The sequence below is a fragment of the Streptomyces sp. NPDC001530 genome (genome assembly GCF_042894545.1).
Classification (GTDB): domain Bacteria; phylum Actinomycetota; class Actinomycetes; order Streptomycetales; family Streptomycetaceae; genus Streptomyces.
Window position 1 is genome coordinate 14073 of sequence record NZ_JBIAVS010000046.1, and the last position, 19960, is coordinate 34032.

General features: G+C 71.4%; 16 protein-coding genes and 1 pseudogene. 6 read left to right on the top strand and 11 right to left on the bottom strand.

Features of this window, described 5'->3' with window-relative positions; translation table 11 throughout:
* Positions 1–7 precede the first annotated feature (7 nt).
* Positions 8–655, bottom strand: coding sequence for a LysE family translocator (locus ACFY0T_RS48290; protein WP_388885094.1), 648 nt, complete (start codon positions 653–655; stop codon positions 8–10).
* A 52-nt stretch (positions 656–707) separates the two neighbouring features.
* Here ACFY0T_RS48290 and ACFY0T_RS48295 point away from each other — a divergent pair.
* Positions 708–1584 (top strand): annotated as a pseudogene (locus tag ACFY0T_RS48295) (LysR substrate-binding domain-containing protein).
* Between the two features lie 105 nt (positions 1585–1689).
* Complete coding sequence (gene dmpI, locus ACFY0T_RS48300; RefSeq protein WP_388885096.1) at positions 1690–1872, top strand: 4-oxalocrotonate tautomerase DmpI; 183 nt, start codon at positions 1690–1692, stop codon at positions 1870–1872.
* A gap of 100 nt (positions 1873–1972) precedes the next feature.
* Here dmpI and ACFY0T_RS48305 read toward each other — a convergent pair whose 3' ends face one another.
* The 3 genes from ACFY0T_RS48305 to ACFY0T_RS48315 form a co-directional block, all read right to left on the bottom strand.
* Positions 1973–2764, bottom strand: coding sequence for a S1 family peptidase (locus ACFY0T_RS48305; protein ID WP_388885098.1), 792 nt, complete (start codon positions 2762–2764; stop codon positions 1973–1975).
* Between the two features lie 280 nt (positions 2765–3044).
* A complete protein-coding gene (locus ACFY0T_RS48310) occupies positions 3045–5894 on the bottom strand; it encodes an ATP-binding protein (RefSeq protein ID WP_388885100.1) in 2850 nt (949 codons plus the stop codon).
* A gap of 255 nt (positions 5895–6149) precedes the next feature.
* Positions 6150–6986, bottom strand: a complete 837-nt coding sequence (locus ACFY0T_RS48315) for a response regulator transcription factor (RefSeq protein ID WP_388885102.1) — start codon at positions 6984–6986, stop codon at positions 6150–6152.
* A gap of 100 nt (positions 6987–7086) precedes the next feature.
* Between ACFY0T_RS48315 and ACFY0T_RS48320 the strand changes: the two genes are divergently transcribed.
* Both ACFY0T_RS48320 and ACFY0T_RS48325 read left to right on the top strand, forming a co-directional pair.
* Positions 7087–8766, top strand: coding sequence for an AMP-binding protein (locus tag ACFY0T_RS48320; protein WP_388885104.1), 1680 nt, complete (start codon positions 7087–7089; stop codon positions 8764–8766).
* The gene (locus tag ACFY0T_RS48325; protein WP_388885106.1) at positions 8763–10370 is read left to right on the top strand and encodes an AMP-binding protein; all 1608 of its coding nucleotides are present in this window, start codon (positions 8763–8765) and stop codon (positions 10368–10370) included. Before ACFY0T_RS48320 ends, ACFY0T_RS48325 begins: the two co-directional genes overlap by 4 nt.
* On the opposite strand, the gene ACFY0T_RS48330 is transcribed toward ACFY0T_RS48325, so the two are convergent.
* Together ACFY0T_RS48330 and ACFY0T_RS48335 are read right to left on the bottom strand one after the other, a co-directional pair.
* Positions 10367–10882, bottom strand: a complete 516-nt coding sequence (locus tag ACFY0T_RS48330; protein WP_388885108.1) for a GNAT family N-acetyltransferase — start codon at positions 10880–10882, stop codon at positions 10367–10369. The two genes, ACFY0T_RS48325 and ACFY0T_RS48330, sit on opposite strands and share 4 nt — an antisense overlap.
* A gap of 19 nt (positions 10883–10901) precedes the next feature.
* A complete protein-coding gene (locus ACFY0T_RS48335) occupies positions 10902–11873 on the bottom strand; it encodes a hypothetical protein (protein ID WP_388885110.1) in 972 nt (323 codons plus the stop codon).
* 210 nt (positions 11874–12083) lie between these two features.
* Between ACFY0T_RS48335 and gcl the strand changes: the two genes are divergently transcribed.
* Both gcl and ACFY0T_RS48345 read left to right on the top strand, forming a co-directional pair.
* Positions 12084–13868 carry a glyoxylate carboligase gene (gcl, locus tag ACFY0T_RS48340; protein ID WP_388885111.1) on the top strand — a complete coding sequence of 595 codons (1785 nt, stop codon included), beginning with the start codon at positions 12084–12086 and terminating at the stop codon, positions 13866–13868.
* Between the two features lie 131 nt (positions 13869–13999).
* Positions 14000–14869 carry an alpha/beta fold hydrolase gene (locus ACFY0T_RS48345; RefSeq protein WP_388885113.1) on the top strand — a complete coding sequence of 290 codons (870 nt, stop codon included), beginning with the start codon at positions 14000–14002 and terminating at the stop codon, positions 14867–14869.
* Here ACFY0T_RS48345 and ACFY0T_RS48350 read toward each other — a convergent pair.
* From ACFY0T_RS48350 to ACFY0T_RS48370, 5 genes are all read right to left on the bottom strand, one after another.
* Entirely contained in the window at positions 14847–15329 is a 483-nt protein-coding gene (locus tag ACFY0T_RS48350) for a TIGR04222 domain-containing membrane protein (RefSeq protein ID WP_388885115.1), read from the bottom strand. The genes ACFY0T_RS48345 and ACFY0T_RS48350 overlap by 23 nt on opposite strands.
* Positions 15330–15525: 196 nt before the next feature.
* A complete protein-coding gene (locus ACFY0T_RS48355) occupies positions 15526–15756 on the bottom strand; it encodes a hypothetical protein (protein WP_388885117.1) in 231 nt (76 codons plus the stop codon).
* A gap of 366 nt (positions 15757–16122) precedes the next feature.
* A complete protein-coding gene (locus ACFY0T_RS48360) occupies positions 16123–17580 on the bottom strand; it encodes a catalase (RefSeq protein WP_388885119.1) in 1458 nt (485 codons plus the stop codon).
* A 203-nt stretch (positions 17581–17783) separates the two neighbouring features.
* Positions 17784–18677 carry a 2-hydroxy-3-oxopropionate reductase gene (locus ACFY0T_RS48365; protein ID WP_388885121.1) on the bottom strand — a complete coding sequence of 298 codons (894 nt, stop codon included), beginning with the start codon at positions 18675–18677 and terminating at the stop codon, positions 17784–17786.
* A 45-nt stretch (positions 18678–18722) separates the two neighbouring features.
* On the bottom strand, positions 18723–19562 hold the full coding sequence (locus tag ACFY0T_RS48370) for a TIM barrel protein (protein WP_388885123.1): 840 nt from the start codon (positions 19560–19562) through the stop codon (positions 18723–18725).
* Positions 19563–19960: the final 398 nt, after the last annotated feature.

Sequence of the window (19960 nt, forward strand, 5' to 3'; positions counted from 1 at the left end):
GGGTGCCTCAGTCCGCCCGCCCCGTCACCGCCACCGTCAGCCCCAGCCCGATCATCGTGAAGCCGCCCGCGCCGCCGATCAGCGACAGCCGTCGGTCGGAGCGGGCGAACCAGGTGCGGGCCGCCGACGCGGTCAGACCCCACAGGGTGTCCGTGACCAGGCCGATGGAGATCGGGACCAGGCCCAACAGGAGCATCTGGAGCGGGAGTTGACCCGCAGAGTGGTCGACGAACTGAGGGAGCACCGCGGCGAAGAAGACGATGCCCTTGGGGTTGGTGACGCCGACGAGGGCGCCGTCCAGGACGGTACGGAGATCGCCGCGGGCCGGCGCCGCCGAATCCGCCCGGATCGACGAGGCCTTCATCTCCTTGCGGTGCCGGAACGCCTGCACGCCGAGGAAGACGAGATACGCCGCACCGGCCAGCTTCACCGCCAGGTAGACCGTCACCGAGCGCTCGACCAGCGAACCGATCCCGAAGGCGACCGCCACGACCAGCAGGTACGAGCCGACGACGTTGCCGAGCGCGGTCGCCACGGCGGTGCGCCGGCCGTGCGCGAGTGCCCGCCCGATGACGAACAGCACGCTGGGCCCCGGAATCACGATCACCAGCAGTGACATCGCGGCGAAAGCCTGGAAACGGTCCGTGGACACCATGCCCATCACCTCCATCGGACGCCATTGAAACAGCCCGCCTACAGTCCAGGACATGGAACTGCGGCAGCTCAGTTATTTCGTGACGGTCGCCGAGGAGCTGCACTTCGGGCGGCCGAACAGCTGCACATCGTGCAGTCGGCCGTCAGCCAGCAAATCAGGCGTCTTGAGCGGGAGTTGGGCGCCGAGCTGTTCGACCGTTCACTCGGCACGTGCGGCTCACCGGGGCGGGGGAGCGGCTGCTGCCCGAGGCGCGGGCCGTGCTGGCGGCGGCCGACCGGGCGCGCGCGGCCGTCGCCCCCGTCGCGGGGCTGCGGCTCGGCACCAGTACCGGCCTCGGGGAGCATCTGGACCGGGTGCTCGCGGCCTTCGCCGAGCAGGAACCGGGCGTCCAGGTCGAGCTGGTCTCGCTCCCGGCAGGCGAGCGGCTCGCCCGGGTCGCGGACGGGCGCCTCGACGCGGCGTTCGTCCGGGGCGCCGCCGCTGGACCGCAGGAGCCCGTACCAGGCGTACGAGTGCTGCCGCTGTGGCCCGACCCCCTGGTGGCCGCCCTTCCCGCCGGGCACCCCCTGGCCGCGCGGGACGAGGTGGCCCTCGACGAGCCGGCCGGGCTGCCGCTGAGCATCACCGCCCGCCGTATCAACCCCGCCCTGGTCGACCTGGTGATCGGGGCCTGTCACGACGCCGGGTTCGACCCGCTGCCCGGGCCGGTCAGCGGCTCCTTGCAGGACACCCTCGCCACCATCGGGACCCGGCCGCTGTGAACGGTCGTCTACGCCCCCCACGCGCGCGTCCTGCGCACGCCCCGGGTCGCCTTCGTGCCGTTCCGGGCGCCGGGGCTCGCGCTCACCACGGGGCTGGCCGTGCGCGGTTCGACACCGACGCCGTACCTGGACGCCCTGCCGGCGGCCTGTGGCGTTCACGCAAACTGATCGCTGCGGTCGCGGGCTGCTTCTTGGCCGGCGACGCCCCGCGCGATGAACTGAACACGTCCTCAACCGGGCGGCAAGAGCCGCCCGACACAAGGGAGTTCAGTCATGCCCATCGTCACCATTCAGCAGGGTCCGCGCGACGTCGAGCTCAAGCGGGACCTCGTCAAGCGCGTCACCGACGCCTTCGTCGACGCGTACAAGATCCCGGCCGAGAGCGTGCAGGTCTGGATCCACGAGGTGCCGGCGGACAGTTGGGGCACCGCGGGGAAGCTGACCGCCGACAAGTAGGGGGAGTGGGGGAGTGGATAGGGGGCGCTGCGGGCCGCTCGTGGTGGCTCGCAACGCCCCCTGGTATTTACCTGAGGGGTGCTCAGGAGTTCATCGGTGACTACGAGTTGACCTGCGCGGTCACCAGGCTGGAGAAGGTCGTCAGACGGGTGTAGACGCCCGGGTAGCCGGCCTCGGCGCAGCCCTCGCCCCAGGAGGTGATGCCTGCCAGGACGCCGCCGATGAGCAGCGGGCCGCCGCTGTCGCCCTGGCAGGTGTCGACGCCACCGGAGGTGTATCCGGCGCAGACCATGTCGCTGGCCACGAAGTCGGAGCCGTACGAGCTCGCGCAGCTGGAGTTGGACACGATCGGGACGGTCGCGGTGCGCAGCTGGTTGGAGGAGCTGCCGCTCTCCGAGGTGGTGCCCCAGCCGAGGATGCGGGCGGTGGTGCCGGCCGCGTACACGCCGGTGTCGGAGGAGGAGACGTACGACGCCGGGGTGTACGACATCGCCGTCGACAGCGTCAGTACGGCCACGTCGTCGCCGTTGGTGGCGTCGGTGTAGTCGGGGTTGACCCAGATCTTGCTGACCTTGCTGACGGTGCCGTTCGTGCCGTTGAGGTACGTTCTGCCGCCGACCACGCGGACGTTGCTGGTGCTCTGGCCGACCATACAGTGGGCGGCGGTGACGACCTTCTTGGCCGCGACCAGGGTGCCGCCGCAGAACTGGCTCCCGGACGCGTCCGTGATCTGCATCATGAACGGGTACGCGGTCGTCGTGGTCGTCGTACCGCCGACGATCGGCTGCGGCGCGGCTACGGCGGGGAGGGCGCCGAGCAGCGCGGTCGCGGCGGCGGCAGCGGCCGCCACGCCGACGGCGGCGGTCTTCTTGACACGGTTGAGCCCGAACATGGGTCTCCTCAGAGGTCTGCCGGTGGGGGGACGCGCGGGTGTGGGGGGTGATGCACGGTGCCTGTGGTGGGGCCCCGTGTGCCCGAGCGAGCGGCACGGCTCCCACGCTAGAAGCGGAAGGCCACTCCTCCCAATGAGGGAACCCCCTAGGAGAGTTGAGGGAGGGAAAACCCTTGGCCGCGCGGGGCGAGGATTGGCGTACGGTGGCGCCCGGTTGGTCCCGTCCGTCCTGGAGGCTTCGCACGTGCCGACCGCTGCCCCCGCGGCTTCGAGGCCGGGCTCAGCCCGTCCTGCGCTCCGCCGCAAGGCGCACTATGTCCACCCGGGACCGAATCCCCAGCTTCCGGTACACCCGCGTGAGCGTAGCCTCCACCGTCTTCACACTGATGAACAGGCGCGCGGCGATCTCGCGGTTGGTGGCGCCCTCCATGACGAGGGCGGCGACCTGGCGTTCGGTCGCGGCGAGCGAGTCGAGGGCGGCGGAGGCGAGAGGAGGTGGGGCCGGGTGGGCGGTGGACGCCGACTCGACCTGGCGGAGCCAGGGCAGGGCGCGGCAGCGGCGGAACAGGCGGGTCGCCTCGTCGTACGAGGTGGCGCCGGGCATGGGGGTCCCCCCTGCTCGAGCGAAGCCGAGAGCTTGGGGGAGGGTGCGCAGCCCCGCGAGAGCGTACGCGGCGCGGGCTTCCTCCAGGCCGTAGCCCAGCTTGGCCAGGCGGTCCTGAGCGGACGTCAACTGCCGTTCGGCGGGGCCCTGTTCGCCGCGTGCGGCGCGTACCAGGGCCTCGGCGCGGTCGAGGACGGCGAGCACGCTCTCGCGCTCCAGCCGCAGGGCCCGCTCCCGGGTGACGTCGATGACGTCCTGCGCCTCCCCGGGCTCACCGATCCGCACGAGCGCCTCGGCGAGGTCGCCGTGCCAGCGGCCACGGGCGGGATCGACGACCCCGAGTCCCTCCTCCAACTCCCGTACGCGCCGCAGGGACCGGACCGCGGCCGTCGCGTCCCCGGCGACCAGCTGGGCGTGCCCGAGGGCGCCCAGGGCGCGCGAGAGGTAGATCAGGTCGCCGTCCTCCTCGGCGCGGTCCACGGCCTCCCGGGCGAGCGCGAGCGCGCGGTCCACGTCGCCGCCCGCGGCCTCGGCCAGCGAGGTGAACATGGCGGTGGCCGCCTCGCCGATCCCCGTGTCGCGCGCGAGCCGCAGGCTCTCGCGGGCCAGGTCGAGGGCCCGGCCGCAGTGCCCGGAGCGCAGCTCGGTCTCGGCGAGCCCGCGCAGGAAGTGCACCTCGCTCTCGACCATCCCGCGCCGCTGCACCTCGTGCAGCAGCATGGTGATGGTCGTACGGGCCTCGGCGAGCTGGTCGCCCATGATCAGCCAGCGGAAGCGGGCGGCACCGGCGCCGTTGTGGTCGCACGCCACCCGGGGATCCTGCGGCTCGCGCATCGCCCGCTGGATGGTCGCCGGGGCGTCCGGGTGCCCCATCAGGGTCTCCATCTGCGCCTGGAAGCCCAGCGCGAGGAGTTCGGTGGGCCGGTCCCCGGCACGGGCCGCGAGCCCCGCCGCGCGGGCGGCCTCCTCGCGGGCCTTGGCCATCTCGCCGTCCATGAGCAGGGCCCGCCAGGCCAGTTGGTAGCGGACGAGGGCGAGCAGCCGCGGATCGTCTCCCGCGTCGGCGAGCGCGTGCGGGAAGACGGCGTCGATCTCGGCCATGGCCTGCCCCGCGGCGTCGATGACGACCATCCAGGCCCGCACCCGGTCCGCCGGTTCGGTGGCCTGGGCGAGCACCTGACGCGCGATGTCCCGCGCGAGGTCCGTCTCACCGGCCGTCAGCGCGTCCTCGGCGGCCACCAGTCGCCGTTCGTCCGCGCCGGGCACGGTGTCGACGGGAGTGTGCCGGGCCGCGAGCAGCCCGAGCCCCGCGGCGACCGAGGGTGCGCCGCGGTCTCGGGCGGCGGCCGCGGCCTCGCCGAGCCGGGCGGCCACCCGCGGATCCGTGCCGGTGGTGGCCAGTGCGAGATGCCGGGCCCGCTCGATGGGATCGGAGGCCGCCGTGGACAGCGCGGCGTGGGCGGCGCGCCGCTCCTGGGCACTGGCCTCCGCGTACAGGGCGGCGGAGACGAGGGGATGCGCGAACCGGATGCCGGGTGTCTCCGGCTCCGTCGCGAGGAGCCCGAGCGCCGCGGCCGACGCCATCTCCGCCTCGGCGTTCTCCCGGCCGGCCGCGTGCAGCAGCGCCAGAGTGGGACGGGCCCCCGCGCTCGCCACGAGCAAAGTGCGCCGGGCCTCGGCGGACAGCATCTCCAGCCGGTTGAGGACGAGCGCGCGCAACGAGGTCGGCACGGGGAGCGGCTCGCCCGGGCTCGGCGGGGTCGGGGACTCGGCGAGGGCGCGGCCCAGCTCCAGCGCGAACAGGGGGTTGCCGCCGCTGGTGCGGTGGATGTCCCGCACGGTGGAGCGGGGCAGACCGGTGTAGCCCCGGTGGTCGAGGAGTTCGGCGACCTGGGCGCGGGAGAGCGGGTTGACCCGCACGGCCAGGGTGTCCGGCGGGGACGCGCGTAGATGGCGGTCGTGCTGCTGGCCCCGCGGTTCCGTGTCGGTGCGTACGGCGCACAGCATCCGCACGGGCATGCCGCCGAGCCGGCGGGCGGCGAAGCCGAGCAGTTCGGCGCTGGCCGGGTCCAGCCACTGCAGATCGTCGGCGACGATCAGCACCGGGCCCTGGGCGGCCAGCGCCCGCAGCACCGACAGCACCGCGAGCCGCAGCGCCAGACCGTCGCGCAGGAGGCTGGATTCGCCGCGGCCGGTGAGCGCCGACTCCAGGGCGGTGCGCTGCGGTGCGGGCAACTGGTCGGAGACCTCGCCCACGACCAGGCCGAGGAGGTCGGCCAGCGCGAGGAAGGGGAGATGGGATTCGGACTCGGTCGCCGAGCACCGCAACACGGTCCGTGCCGTTTCGGCGCATTCGGCGGCCAGCGCCCGCAGGACGGTGGACTTTCCTATTCCCGCGGGGCCGTGCACCAGCACACTGCCGCCGCCGGAGAGCTGCCCACGCGCTCCCGCGATGAGCTCCTCCCGGCCGATGACCAGGTCGGGGCGGGGTCTCGCAGGTTCCTTGAAGTCCCCTCGCACGGTCACCGCTCCCCTCGTGTGTCGTGTCCGGGCCAATATTAGGCAACGTCTCTTTGAATTTCGGACGGTCGGGATGGTGAGGGAAATAACAGGGGCTACGCATAAGGCATTTCAAGGCGCGCCGGATTGAATGGAAAAACGCCAGGGGGCGGCCGCGGAGCGGTCATAACGGGTGGGTGGGTGGGAAAACGCCGCGGGAGCGGCGGAGGAGAGGCCGCGGAGCGGCCAAGGCCGGGGGCGCGGAGCGCCAAGAGCCCGGGCCTACGGCAACACCCCTGCCCGGCGCGCAGCGACAACCGCCTCCAACCTGGTGTGGGCCCCCAGCTTCCGCATGGCCGACCGCAGGTATCCCTTCACGGTCTCGGGACGCAGTCCCAGTCGCTCCGCGGCAACCGCGTTGGTGGCCCCGCCCGCGACGCAGGCCAGGACGTCCACCTCACGTGGCGCGAGATGGACGTGCGGCGCGCCGAGCCCAGGCCCCGCGTCGGCCAGGCGCCCGCACACGGCGAGGAGTTCGCCCCGCAACGCCGGGTCGAGTATCCGCGGCGCCAGTGCCCGTAACGCCCCGTGCGCCTCGCGCACCTCCTCCCACGCCGCGCCCCCCACCGCCGGGTCGGGTTCCCGCGCGGCGGCCAGCAGGTCCCGCGCCTCGTCCCGGACGACCAGCGCCTGCTCCACGTCCCGGGCCGCCGCGACGGCCGCGCCGAGCGTGCGGTCGCCCAGGGGCTGGGCCGTCCGCAGGGCGCCGTACAGCACTCCGCGCACCCGTCGCCGTACGACAACGGGCACGGCCAGTACGGAACACAGCCCCTCCGTGGCGACCGCCACGTCGTACTCGTGGCTGATCTGCCGTGAGGTCGAGTAGTCGGTCACGGCGCACGGCCGGGCGAGCGCCACCGCCTTGCCACCGAGGCCGTTGCCCGAGGTCACCGCGAGGGCGCTGAGCGCGCTCGTCGCCGTACCGCTGAGCTCGCTGATGCGTACCTGCCGACGGCCGGACTCGACCAGGCCGCCGAAGGCGACCGGCAGTCCCGTCGCGCGCCGCAGCCGTACCAGCGCGCCCCGCATCTCCACCGCCTCGGCTGCGTCTGTAGCCACCTGATCGCCCCTTCATCGCGGCGCACCCCCGTTCGGGGGTGGTGAGACCTGCATCACGAGATACACGATGCTAGGGCCTGTGCGGCAACGAGGAGGACACATGACGGCGACGACGAGCGCGACGGACGAGTTCCGGGCCGCGCGGGACTTCCTGCTGGAGCACCGCGAGGACTACGCGACGGCCTACGAGGGCTTCGACTGGCCCCGCCCGCAGTACTTCAACTGGGCCCTCGACTGGTTCGACGTCATCGCGCGGGGCAACGACCGCACCGCCCTGCACATCGTCGAGGAGGACGGCGGGCGCATCGAGGTCTCCTTCGCCGAGATGTCCGCGCGCTCGAACCGGGTGGCCAACTGGCTGCGCGCGCAGGGGGTCGGCGCCGAGGACCGCATCCTCGTCATGCTCGGCAACCAGGTCGAGCTGTGGGAGACGGCCCTCGCCGCGATGAAGCTGCGCGCCGTCGTCATCCCGGCCACCCCGCTGCTCGGCGCCGCCGACCTGCGCGACCGCGTCGAGCGCGGCCGCGTCCGGCATGTGATCGTCCGGACCGAGGACGCGGAGAAGTTCGACGAGGTGCCGGGCGGCTACACCCGGATCGCGGTCGGCGCCGCGCGGCCCGGATGGCGGTCGTACGAGGAGGCGTTCGCCGCGGACGCGACCTTCGAGCCGGACGGGCTCACCCGGTCGGACGACCCGCTGATGCTCTATTTCACCTCGGGCACCACGGCCCGCCCCAAACTGGTCGAGCACACGCACGTCTCGTATCCGGTCGGCCATCTGGCGACCATGTACTGGATCGGGCTCAAGCCCGGTGACGTGCACCTGAACATCTCCTCGCCCGGCTGGGCCAAGCACGCCTGGTCCAACCTCTTCGCACCCTGGAACGCGGAGGCGACCGTCTTCCTCCACAACTACACGCGTTTCGACGCGGGCCGGCTGATGGCGGAGATGGACCGCGCCGGTGTCACCACCTTCTGCGCCCCGCCCACCGTGTGGCGCATGCTCATCCAGGCCGATCTGACGCAGCTGCGGACACCGCCGCGCGAGGCCGTGGCCGCGGGGGAGCCGCTCAACCCCGAGGTCATCGAGCAGGTGCGGCGCGCCTGGGGCGTGACCATCCGGGACGGCTTCGGACAGACCGAGACGGCCGTGCAGGTCTCCAACAGCCCGGGGCAGCAGCTCAAGACGGGTTCCATGGGGCGGCCCAGCCCCGGTTTCCACGTCGAGCTGCTCGACCCGGTGTCGGGTGCGCCCGGTGCGGAGGAGGGCGAGATCTCCCTCGACCTGTCGACGTACCCCGTGGGCCTGATGACCCGCTACCACGGGGACGCCGACCGCACGGCGGAGGCCATGGCGGGCGGCTACTACCGCACCGGCGACATCGGCTCGCGCGACGCCGACGGCTACATCACGTACGTGGGCCGCGCCGACGACGTGTTCAAGGCCAGCGATTACAAGATCTCGCCCTTCGAGCTGGAGAGCGCGCTGCTGGAACACGAGGCGGTCGCGGAAGCGGCCGTGGTCCCGGCCCCCGACGAGCTGCGGCTCGCCGTTCCCAAGGCGTACATCGTCCTCGCGGCGGGCTACGAGCCGGGCCCCGACACCGCCAAGGTGCTCTTCGAGCACGCGCGCACGGTCCTCGCGCCGTACAAGCGCATCCGGCGCCTGGAGTTCGGCGCGCTCCCCAAGACCGTGTCCGGCAAGATCCGCCGGATCGAGCTGCGCGAGGCCACGGCCGCGGGTTCGGACGCCGAGTACCGCGAGGAGGACTTCCGGTGACCGAACTGTCGTACACCCACGGCACGAGCACCACGCCGCTGCTCGGCGACACGATCGGGGCCAATCTGGACCGGGCGATCGCCGCGTACCCCGCACGTGAGGCGCTCGTGGACGTGGCCTCCGGACGCCGCTGGACGTATGCCGAGTTCGGCGCCGCGGTGGACGAGGTGGCACGCGGGCTGCTCGCCAAGGGAGTGCTGAAGGGCGACCGGGTCGGTATCTGGGCGATCAACTGCCCCGAGTGGGTGCTCGTCCAGTACGCGACCGCCCGGATCGGCGCGATCATGGTGAACATCAACCCCGCCTATCGCGCGCATGAGGTGGAGTACGTGCTCAGGCAGGCCGGGATCTCGGTCCTGATCGCCTCGCAGCGGCACAAGGGCAGCGACTACCGGGCCCTGGTCAACCAAGTCCGCGAGAAGTGCCCGGAGTTGCGGGACACGGTGTACATCGGCGACCCGTCGTGGGACGCCCTGACGGCGGGCGCCGCGTCGGTGCCGCAGGAGCAACTGGCCGCTGCCGCCGCCGAGTTGAGCTGTGACGACCCGGTCAACATCCAGTACACCTCGGGCACCACCGGCTTCCCCAAGGGGGCCACACTCTCCCACCACAACATCCTCAACAACGGCTACTGGGTGGGCCGTACGGTCGGCTACACCGAGCAGGACCGGGTCTGTCTGCCCGTGCCCTTCTACCACTGCTTCGGCATGGTCATGGGCAACCTCGGCGCCACCTCGCACGGCGCCTGCATCGTGATCCCCGCCCCGTCCTTCGACCCGGCGGCCACGCTGAAGGCGGTGCAGCAGGAGCGCTGTACGTCGCTGTACGGCGTCCCGACCATGTTCATCGCGGAGCTGAACCTCCCCGACTTCGCGACGTACGACCTCTCCTCCCTGCGTACCGGCATCATGGCGGGCTCGCCCTGCCCGGTCGAGGTGATGAAGCGGGTGGTCGCCGAGATGCACATGGCGGAGGTGTCCATCTGCTACGGCATGACCGAGACCTCGCCGGTGTCCCTGCAGACGCGCCGGGACGACGACCTGGAGCACCGCACGGGCACGGTCGGCCGGGTCCTCCCGCACGTCGAGGTGAAGGTGGTCGACCCGGTGAGCGGGGTGACGCTGCCGCGCGGCGAGCCGGGCGAGCTGTGCACCCGCGGCTACAGCGTGATGCTCGGCTACTGGAACGAGCCCGAGAAAACCGCCGAGGCCGTCGACCCGGGGCGCTGGATGCACACCGGGGACCTGGCCGTGATGCGCGAGGACGACTACGTCGAGATCGTCGGACGTATCAAGGACATGATCATCCGCGGTGGCGAGAACATCTACCCGCGCGAGATCGAGGAGTTCCTGTACGCGCACCCGAAGATCGCCGACGTCCAGGTGGTCGGCGTACCCCATGAGCGCTACGGCGAGGAGGTGCTCGCCTGCGTCATCCCCCGCGACCCGGCCGACCCGCTGACGCTGGAGGAGCTGCGGGCCTTCTGCGAGGGGCAGCTGGCGCACTACAAGATCCCCAGCCGGCTGCGGATCCTGGAGTCCTTCCCGATGACCGTCTCGGGGAAGGTACGGAAGATCGAACTGCGGGAGACGTACGCGAACTAGGCAGTCGAGAGGGCCCGGCGCATGCAGACGCGTGGCCACCGGTCGAGGCCGTGTCCGGCCTCCGCGGCGCGGATCTTCCGCAGGCCGGGGGTGAGTTCGGCTTCCTCCAGGACGCGGAACCCGATGCGGCGGTAGTACGGAGCGTTCCACGGGACCTCCGCGAAGGTGGTCAGCGTGAGAGCGGTCAGGCCCTCCTCGTGCGCGCGGTCGGCGGCGTACGCGAGGAGAGCCCGGCCCACGCCCTGGCGTGCGGCGTCCGGGTGGACCGAGATCTGCTCGATGTGCAGCGCGCCGTCCACCGGCTCGGCGATCAGATAGGCCCGAGGGTGGTCCTCCTCGTCGACGGCGACCCAGGCGCGGCCCGCTCGCCGATAGCCGTCCAGAAGCTCCAGGGCGGGCGGCTCGTCGTCGGCGATGGCGGCCATGCCCAGGTCCCGGAAGGGGCCGCCCGCGGCGCGCTCGATGTCCTGAAGGGCGGGAAGTTCGTCGGAGGCCGTGCGGCGGATGCGCATGGGGCGATTGTGCCGGTGGTCAGTCCGCGGTGGCGATGAGTTCGTCGGCCGGGCTGTTCACCGGCTGCGGGGTGCCCGTGAGGTCGAGGACGAAGAGGGGGACGCCGAGGGTGTCGGCGCAGGCACGGGCGTCGTCGGCGTAGCCCGCGAGGGAGAAGTACACGCAGCCCGACGACTCCGACATGGCCGTCAGCCACAGGCACTCCACGTCGCGCAGTGAGGCCGGGCGCACGGTGGGGTCCACCTGGGCCAGGATGCCGCGGGCGGCGAGCCCGATCCCGGACGGCGGCCGCTGGTCCGCCCGCCGGATGTCGTGGTAGCCGAGCCAGCGCAGGTACAGCGCGGCCGCCGTGACGGCGTCCCGCGCGGTCCGGATGGTGACCGGCTGGAACGCCGGGCGGGGTGCGGACGAGGGGGTGTGCGGCCGGCGGCCGGTGTCCTGCGGTGACCTGCCCCTGTCGCTGCCCCGGTCCCGGTCCTGGTCCCTGTCGCTGTCGCTGCCCCGGTCCCAGTTCCTGTCCCTGTCCTTGGGGGATCCGCCCGTGTCGTGCGTCGGGTCGTCGGTCGTGTGCGGGCGGGCGTCCGAGGTGGTTCGCGCGCGGGATTCCCAGTCTCCGTCGGGGTGCGCGTCGGCGACGGTGCCCGGTGAGCGCTCCGCGCGCCGCGGTCGACGTACGCCGCTCGCCCTTCGTATCCCTCGTACCGGAATCCGCAGGGTCGTCCCGCAGGAGCACCCCAGCTCGGGGCGCGGCCACTGGCTGTCGCGGCCGCAGGCCTCGCAGTGGACGGTGACCCAGTCGTCCTCCCAGACGCGGTGGGTGAGGGGCGTCGGATCCGCGAGGCGGTCGAGCGGAGGTGCCAGGGGCGCGCCGCACACGCACGGATACGACGGTGCCGCGTAGAGGTGCTCGCGACGGCAGGCCGGACACCGCACCGGCACGCTCTCGGCCATGGCCCACTCCAGGACGTCACGTCGGGTCAGCGTGTCCATCGTCCTCCTGGGAGCGGCTCCGCGGCAGGGAAACGGTTCGACAACCACCATCGGGTCCGCTGACGTGCCCACTCTTGACGGCCTCCGACCCGGCCCTTACATTGCTTCCAGATTGTAGAAGTTAGTTTCCGCAATACGGAATCTCAAAGCTCTCCGCGGGGCGCGACGGGAGCCGGAATCCGACTGCGACAGCCGAAGCAGGAGTACTCCATGGCTCGTATGACCGCTGCCCGTGCGGCAGTCGAGATCCTCAAGCGCGAGGGCGTCAGCAACGCGTTCGGCGTCCCGGGCGCGGCGATCAACCCCTTCTACGCGGCTCTCAAGGCGTCCGGCGGGATCAACCACACCCTGGCCCGGCACGTCGAGGGCGCGTCGCACATGGCGGAGGGCTACACCCGGACCCATCCGGGCAACATCGGTGTCTGCATCGGCACCTCGGGGCCGGCCGGCACCGACATGATCACCGGCCTGTACTCCGCCACGGGTGACTCGATCCCGATCCTGTGCATCACGGGCCAGGCGCCAACCTCAGTGATCCACAAAGAGGACTTCCAGGCCGTCGACATCGCCTCGATCGCCAAGCCGGTGACGAAAATGGCCGTCACCGTGCTGGAGGCCGCGCAGGTTCCCGGCGTCTTCCAGCAGGCCTTCCACCTCATGCGCTCCGGCCGCCCCGGTCCGGTCCTCATCGACCTGCCCATCGACGTCCAGCTCACCGAGATCGAGTTCGACCCGGAGACGTACGAGCCGCTCCAGGCGTACAAGCCCGCCGCCACCCGCGCCCAGATCGAGAAGGCGATCACGCTCCTCAACGAGTCCGAGCGTCCGCTGATCGTCGCCGGCGGCGGTGTCATCAACGCCGACGCCTCCGAACTCCTCGTCGAATTCGCCGAGTTGACGGGCACTCCGGTCGTCCCGACCCTGATGGGCTGGGGCATCCTCCCCGACGACCACGAGCTGAACGCCGGCATGGTCGGCCTGCAGACCTCGCACCGCTACGGCAACGCGACCTTCCTGGAGTCCGACTTCGTCCTCGGCATCGGCAACCGCTGGGCCAACCGCCACACCGGCAAGCTGGACGTCTACACGGCCGGACGGAAGTTCGTCCACGTCGACATCGAGCCCACCCAGATCGGCAAGATCTTCGCCCCGGACTACGGCATCACATCCGACGCCAGGGCCGCACTGGAGCTGTTCGTCGAGGTGGCCCGCGAGCTCAAGGCCGCGGGCGGGCTGCCGGACCGCAGCGACTGGGCCGCGTCCGCGCAGGAGCGCAAGGCGACCCTCCAGCGCCGTACGCACTTCGACAACATCCCGATCAAGCCGCAGCGCGTCTACGAGGAGATGAACAAGGCCTTCGGCCCGGAGACCCGGTACGTCTCCACCATCGGCCTCTCGCAGATCGCCGGCGCCCAGATGCTGCACGTCTACCGGCCGCGCCACTGGATCAACTGCGGCCAGGCGGGCCCGCTCGGCTGGACGATCCCGGCCGCGCTCGGCGTCGCCAAGGCCGACCCCGAGACCCCGGTCGTCGCGCTCTCCGGTGACTACGACTTCCAGTTCATGATCGAGGAACTGGCCGTCGGTGCCCAGCACAAGATCCCGTACGTCCATGTCCTGGTGAACAACGCCTACCTCGGCCTGATCCGACAGGCGCAGATCGGCCTGGACATCAACTTCCAGGTCAACCTGGAGTTCGAGAACATCAACTCCCCCGAGCTGGGCGTCTACGGCGTCGACCACATCAAGGTCGTCGAGGGCCTCGGCTGCAAGGCGATCCGCGTCACCGACCCCAGCGAGCTGGGCGCGGCCTTCGAGCAGGCCAAGAAGCTCGCCGCCGAGCACCAGGTCCCGGTCGTCGTCGAGGCGATCCTGGAGCGCGTCACCAACATCGCGATGAGCAAGACCAACGACATCAGCAACGTCGTGGAGTTCGAGGAGATCGCGACCGAGCCGGGCCACGCGCCCACCTCGATCAAGACGCTGAAGGTCTGACACAGCTGTCAGCTCCTGACCACACCTTCAGCCTTCTGACAATTCTGTCAGCCAGGGGCGGCCCAATCGGGGGGATGGGCCGCCCTTTCGCGTTGTTCACAGGCACCCGCGGGGTCCGGCATGCTCGCCCCATGCGGATGACCGTGCCCACTCCCCTCGGCGACATCGCCGTACGCTGCTACGGCACTCCCGGCGCCCCCGCGCTGCTGCTCCTGCACGCCAACCCCGGGGACGGCCGCGACTACGACGCCGTCCTGCCCGCCCTCGCGGACCGCCACCGTACGTTCGTGGTCGACTGGCCCGGCTACGGGGAGTCCACGGTGTCGGAGCCCCGACGGGTCACCCCTGAACGGCTGGTGGCGGCCGCGGAGCAGGTCCTCGACGCGCTCGCCGAGGAACAGGGCGTCCGCGAGATCGCCGTACTCGGCAACAGCGTCGGCGGTTACGTCGCCTGTCGCCTCGCCGAGGGGCGGCACGCACGGTCGGTCACGGCGCTCGTCCTGGTCGACCCGGCCGGCTTCACCCGGCACACCGCCCTCACCCGCTGGTTCTGCCGCGAGGTGATGGGCCGGCCCGCCCGCGCCCGCCGACTCGTCGTCCCGCTGGCCCGCGCCTACCTCGGCCGACTCGGCACACCGAGCGCCCGGGCGACGTACCAGCGAGCACGTCAACTCCCCCGGGACGCACGGCGACTGACGGTGCACTGTGCCATCTGGCGCGGCTTCGCGGAACCGGACTTCGGGCTGGCGGACCCCGCCGTCCTCGACGTGCCGGTCCTGCTCCTGTGGGGGACACGCGACCCGGTCGTGCCCGCCCTCCTGGACGGCCGCCGGGCCCAACGCGCCCTCCCCGTCCGCACGGTGAGCGTCCTGCTCCCCACGGCCCACGAGCCGTACAACGAACGCCCGGACCTCTTCCTGCGCCACACCCTGCCGTTCCTGAAGGATCCGCGGGCGGTCAGTGCGGGCCCCCTCCGCCTCAGCCGGCCCCGTCGTCGGTGAACCCGATGCCGCCGTCCCCGCCGCCCCACGACTGACCGTGCTCCGCCAGGCCGCCGCGGCCGATCAGGCCCGCGGCCTCGGCGAAGCGCGGGACCAGGACCGTCAGGGCGGCGTCGCCGTACAGCGCGACCGCGAGCAGGATGTCGTCCGTGGTGAGGCCCTCCCGTCCGGTGGGCAGCGGGCGCGTCGCGCGCAGCTCGGCGAGCGTGCGACGCACCCGGGGCCGCTCCAGCAACTCCCGCATGCCCGCCGGGCGGTAGAGGGAGGCGTGCACCGCCTTCTCCAGAGGAAGCCCCGCGCCTGCGGACGCCCCCGACGTCCGCATCGTGCCCGGCCGTCCGGCGTCGGCGGCGCCCCGCAGATGCGGGGCGAGCACGGCGACCGTCACGGCGGCGCGGGGCCCGCCACGCAGCAGCGCGACGGTCTGAGGCTCAAGCCCGACCGCCGCGCTCCTGACCATGGTGCTCCCCCGTACCCCCGTACCCCGTTCCCCCGTTCGAGGCCCGCCGCCCCCGTGCCGGCGGGCCTCATGTGCCGAGAATGTGCCTCATCCGGGGGGAGTTGAAGCCCCCGGGGCCGTGTTCAGAGCTTGATTTGAGGGTTCCGTAGAGCGTCTACGTCCGGTTGCGTAGGCCGGGGGCGCGCTGCGGTGTCCCTCAGTGGGCCGGGTGCTCCGACAGGCCCGGCCAGTCGTCGGGCCCGCCGCCCTGCCAGTCGATGATGTCGCTCTCCTCGACCTCGATCTCGTCGAGGTCGACATCGGCCTGGCGCAGGATCTCCACGACGTCGTCGAGGTGATACGCGATACCGAGCGTCTCGTCCCCCGCGGTGACCCGCCGCGACCCGTCCAGACCCGGGGTGTGCACGACGATGCTGGGATAGTCCATGCCTTCAGGTTCCTGCGCGGCGCCCCGATCCGCACCCGGAACGCACGGCAGAGCGCCGGGTACGGGACCGTCCGTACCTGGCGCTCTGGGCCGGTGACCTGTGAAGTTGTTGCCGTCCGACGGTGCGAGGCTGGGCGCGACAGGACGTTCGCGCCGCCGGACGGGGTCGGGGGGCCACACCGGAGGGGTGTGGCTGGGACCGCGGCGGATGCGATGGAACCGTGGTCTCCTTCCCTCAGGTCGAGAAGGAGATCCCGAGACCTTCACCACCGCACTGGCTCGCACGCCGCCGCGGTCCCGGCCCTGCCCGCACGGCCGCTGGACCACCCCTCATCCGGGTCCGACGCCGCCGCGGGCGGTTGAGGCTCAGTCCTCGCGCAGGGCGTGGACCGCCTCCTCCACGCGCCGGCCGTACTCCGGGTCGGCGGCGTGGAAGTGGGCGAGGTTCTTCTCGATCACGTCGTCGCGGGAGACCTGCGCGAGGCCGCCGGCGATGTTCGCGATCAGCCGGGACTGCTCCTCGGCCGACATCAGGCGGTACAGCTCGCCCGCCTGGAAGAAGTGGTCGTCCTTCGTGTGCAGCGGGGCCTCGTGCGTGCCCGTGTGGCCGTTCACCGCGAGCGGGGCCGACAGCGGGCGGCCGGTCTCGGCCGGGCCGTCGTACGAGTTGGGCTCGTAGTTCTTGGCGTGGCGGCCCTGGCCGTTGGAGGCCATGAAGCCGTCGCGGCCGTAGTTGTTCGCGACCGTCGCCCTGGGCGCGTTCACCGCGAGCTGGGTGTGGTTGACGCCCAGGCGGTAGCGGTGCGCGTCCGCGTAGGCGAACAGGCGGCCCTGGAGCATCTTGTCGGGGGAGGGGCCGATGCCCGGAACGAAGTTGTTCGGGGAGAAGGCGGCCTGCTCGACCTCGGCGAAGACGTTGTCGGGGTTGCGGTCCAGGACCAGGCGGCCCACGCGCTGCAGCGGGTAGTCCTTGTGCGACCACACCTTGGTGAGGTCGAAGGGGTTGAAGCGGTAGTCCGCCGCCTCGGCCGCCGGCATGATCTGCACGTACAGCGTCCAGGACGGGTTCACGCCCCGCTCGATGGCCTGGAGCAGATCGGTCTGGTGCGAGTTCGGGTCCTTGCCCGCGATCTCCTGGGCCTGTTCGGTGGACAGGCAGCGGATGCCCTGGTTCGTCTTGAAGTGGTACTTGACGAAGAAGGCCTCGCCCTCGGCGTTCGTCCACTGGTAGGTGTGCGAGCCGTAGCCGTTCATGTGGCGGTAGGAGGCCGGGATACCGCGGTCACCCATCAGCCAGGTGACCTGGTGCGTTGCCTCGGGCGCGTGCGCCCAGAAGTCCCAGACGTTGTCCGGCTCCTGCTTGCCCGTGAAGGGGTCACGCTTCTGGGAGTGGATGAAGTCCGGGAACTTGATGGGGTCCTTGATGAAGAAGACGGGGGTGTTGTTGCCGACGAGGTCGTAGTTCCCCTCTTCCGTGTAGAACTTCACCGCGAAGCCGCGCGGGTCGCGGACCGCGTCCGCGCCGCCGAGGTTGTCGGCCACCGTGGAGAAGCGCAGGAACACCTCGGTGCGCTTGCCGATCGTGTTCAGGAAGTCGGCGTAGGTGAAGCCGGTGACATCGTCCGTGACCTCGAAGTAGCCGTACGCGCCGGAGCCGCGGGCGTGCACCACGCGCTCCGGGATGCGCTCGCGGTTGAACCGGGCGAGCTTCTCCAGGAGGTGCTGGTCCTGGAGGAGGAGCGGGCCGCCGACGCCGGCGGTGGCGGAGTTCTGGTTGTCGGCGACCGGGGCGCCGGACTCGGTCGTAAGCACGCGCTTCGACATCGTGGACCTTCCGTACGAGGGGGCAGCGGGGTCAGCGGAAACCTTCTTCCGCTTCGTGGACCTCTTCCGCTTCGTGGAGCCTAGGTTCGGGGCGAACTGAACGTCAACAGTTTGTTGAAGGTAGATCCGGGACGCGGCGGCGCTTGGGCGCGACAGGACAGGTGTCAGCGCCGCCGCGGCCCGGACGTTTCAAGGGGTGGGGCTCAGATCTGCGCGCCGGAGAGGCGCTCGACCGCCCGCAGCAGCGCGGAGTGGTCCAGGCCGCCGTCGCCCTGGGCGCGCAGCGAGGCCACCAGCTGGGCCACCACGGCACCGACCGGGAGGGCCGCACCGACATTGCGGGCGGCGTCCGTGACGATGCCCATGTCCTTGTGGTGCAGGTCGATCCGGAAGCCCGGCTTGAAGTCGCGGTTCAGGAAGTTGTCTTTCTTGCGCGTCAATACGGTCGAGCCCGCGAGGCCGCCACCCAGGACGTCGAGCGCGGCTTTCAGGTCCACGCCGGACTTCTCCAGGAAGACCACGGCCTCGGCGCACGCCTGGATGTTCACGGCGACGATCAGCTGGTTCGCGGCCTTCACGGTCTGGCCCGAGCCGTGCGGACCACACAGCACGATGGTCTTGCCGAGCGCCTCGAAGATCGGCTCGGCCTCGTCGAAGTCGGCCTGCTCGCCACCGACCATGATCGACAGTACGGCCTCGATGGCGCCGGCCTCGCCGCCGGACACCGGGGCGTCCAGGACACGGATGCCCTTGTCCTTGGCCGCCTTCGCGAGGTCCACGGAGGTCTGCGGCGTGATCGATGACATGTCGATCAGCAGCGCGCCGGACTTCGCGTTCTCCAGGATGCCGTCAGGGCCGTACGAGATGGCCTCGACCTGCGGCGATGCGGGCACCATCGTGATCACCACGTCGGCGTCGCGCACGGCCTCGGCGATCGAACCGGCGGCCGTACCACCCGCGGCGGCCAGACGCTCCAGCTTGTCCCGCTCCAGCGTGAAGCCGGTGACGTCGTACCCGGCCTTGATCAGGTTCTCCGACATGGGGGAGCCCATGATGCCGAGACCGATCCATGCCACCTTGGGGAGGTTGTTGCTCATGAGGGTGCCTCTCTGACTTCTCTGCTACGTCTGTGGGGGTGCCGCTCAGCGGGCGGCTCGGGCCTCGGCGGGCAGCCAGTCGAAGGCCTCCGCGCTCGGGCGGTCGCCCGGCTTGTACTCCAGGCCGACCCAGCCCTCGTAACCGGCCTTCTTCAGCTGGTCGAGCAGGCCCTCCAGAGGGAGGGTGCCGGTGCCCGGGGCGCCGCGGCCGGGGTTGTCGGCGATCTGCACATGGCCGGTCCTGTTGGCGTACTGCTCGATCACCGACGCCAGGTCCTCGCCGTTCATGGACAGGTGGTAGAGGTCCATGAGGAACTTGGCGTTGCCGAGGCCGGTCGCCTCGTTGACCTTGTCGACGATGCCGACGCCGGCCGGGGCGGTCACCAGCGGGTAGCGCGGGGACTCCGGCTGGTTGAGGGTCTCGATCAGGAGGATCGCGCCGATCCGGTCGGCGGCCCGGGCTGCGAGGACCAGGTTCTCCAGCGCGAGCGCGTCCTGCTCGGCCGGGTCCACACCGTCGACGCGGTTGCCGTACAGGGCGTTGAGCGCCTTGCAGCCCAGCGACTGGGCGAAGTCCGCCGCCACGTCGATGTTGGCGCGGAACTTCTCCGACTCCTCGCCGGGGATCGACAGCGCGCCCCGGTCGGGGCCCGGCAGCTGCCCGGCGTAGAAGTTCAGGCCCGTCAGCTGGACGCCCGCGTCCTCGATCGCCTTCTTCAGAGCGTCGAGCTCGGACTGCTCGGGGGTGGGGGAGTCGACCCAGGGCCACCACAGCTCGACCGCGGTGAAGCCCGCCGCGGCGGCGGCCGCGGGGCGCTCCAGGAGCGGGAGTTCCGTGAAGAGGATCGACAGGTTGACGTTGAAGCGCTGCTCTGCGAATCCCATGGGGGTCGGCGCTCCCTTCCATGTCGAGTTCCGTAATTCCGTATTGCGGAAGTTCGTTTCTGCTTAATGGAAGATTGCCGTCGGGTGCAGCGCCTTGTCAAGGGGGGCCGAGGGAAACGGGCCGCGTCGGCCTACCTCTGCCGCCACTGAGCTCAGCTCGGGGGGAGGGGGCGGCAGGGCGTGAATGAAGCGCCCGGCGGGCTGTTTCAGTCCGCCGGGCGCTTCGGGGTGTCGTGCGAGTGCCTCTTGAGGGCCTCTCTTAAGGGGTCTTGAGGGCCTCTGTCAGGGGCTCAGTCCTTGATCTCGCAGATCGCGGCGCCTGAGGTGATGGAGGCGCCGACCTCTGCGCTGAGGCCCTTGATGGTGCCGGAGCGGTGGGCGTTGAGGGGCTGTTCCAT

Bases quoted from the DNA above. Each gene is read 5' to 3' on its own strand.
- ACFY0T_RS48345 (WP_388885113.1), top strand. From the start codon at position 14,000: ATGCGGATGACCGTGCCCACTCCCCTCGGCGACATCGCCGTACGCTGC.
- ACFY0T_RS48335 (WP_388885110.1), bottom strand. From the start codon at position 11,873: ATGGACACGCTGACCCGACGTGACGTCCTGGAGTGGGCCATGGCCGAG.
- ACFY0T_RS48350 (WP_388885115.1), bottom strand. From the start codon at position 15,329: ATGGTCAGGAGCGCGGCGGTCGGGCTTGAGCCTCAGACCGTCGCGCTG.
- ACFY0T_RS48355 (WP_388885117.1), bottom strand. From the start codon at position 15,756: ATGGACTATCCCAGCATCGTCGTGCACACCCCGGGTCTGGACGGGTCG.
- ACFY0T_RS48365 (WP_388885121.1), bottom strand. From the start codon at position 18,677: ATGAGCAACAACCTCCCCAAGGTGGCATGGATCGGTCTCGGCATCATG.
- ACFY0T_RS48305 (WP_388885098.1), bottom strand. From the start codon at position 2,764: ATGTTCGGGCTCAACCGTGTCAAGAAGACCGCCGCCGTCGGCGTGGCG.
- ACFY0T_RS48290 (WP_388885094.1), bottom strand. From the start codon at position 655: ATGGTGTCCACGGACCGTTTCCAGGCTTTCGCCGCGATGTCACTGCTG.
- gcl (WP_388885111.1), top strand. From the start codon at position 12,084: ATGGCTCGTATGACCGCTGCCCGTGCGGCAGTCGAGATCCTCAAGCGC.
- ACFY0T_RS48370 (WP_388885123.1), bottom strand. From the start codon at position 19,562: ATGGGATTCGCAGAGCAGCGCTTCAACGTCAACCTGTCGATCCTCTTC.
- ACFY0T_RS48360 (WP_388885119.1), bottom strand. From the start codon at position 17,580: ATGTCGAAGCGCGTGCTTACGACCGAGTCCGGCGCCCCGGTCGCCGAC.
- dmpI (WP_388885096.1), top strand. From the start codon at position 1,690: ATGCCCATCGTCACCATTCAGCAGGGTCCGCGCGACGTCGAGCTCAAG.
- ACFY0T_RS48330 (WP_388885108.1), bottom strand. From the start codon at position 10,882: ATGCGCATCCGCCGCACGGCCTCCGACGAACTTCCCGCCCTTCAGGAC.
- ACFY0T_RS48320 (WP_388885104.1), top strand. From the start codon at position 7,087: ATGACGGCGACGACGAGCGCGACGGACGAGTTCCGGGCCGCGCGGGAC.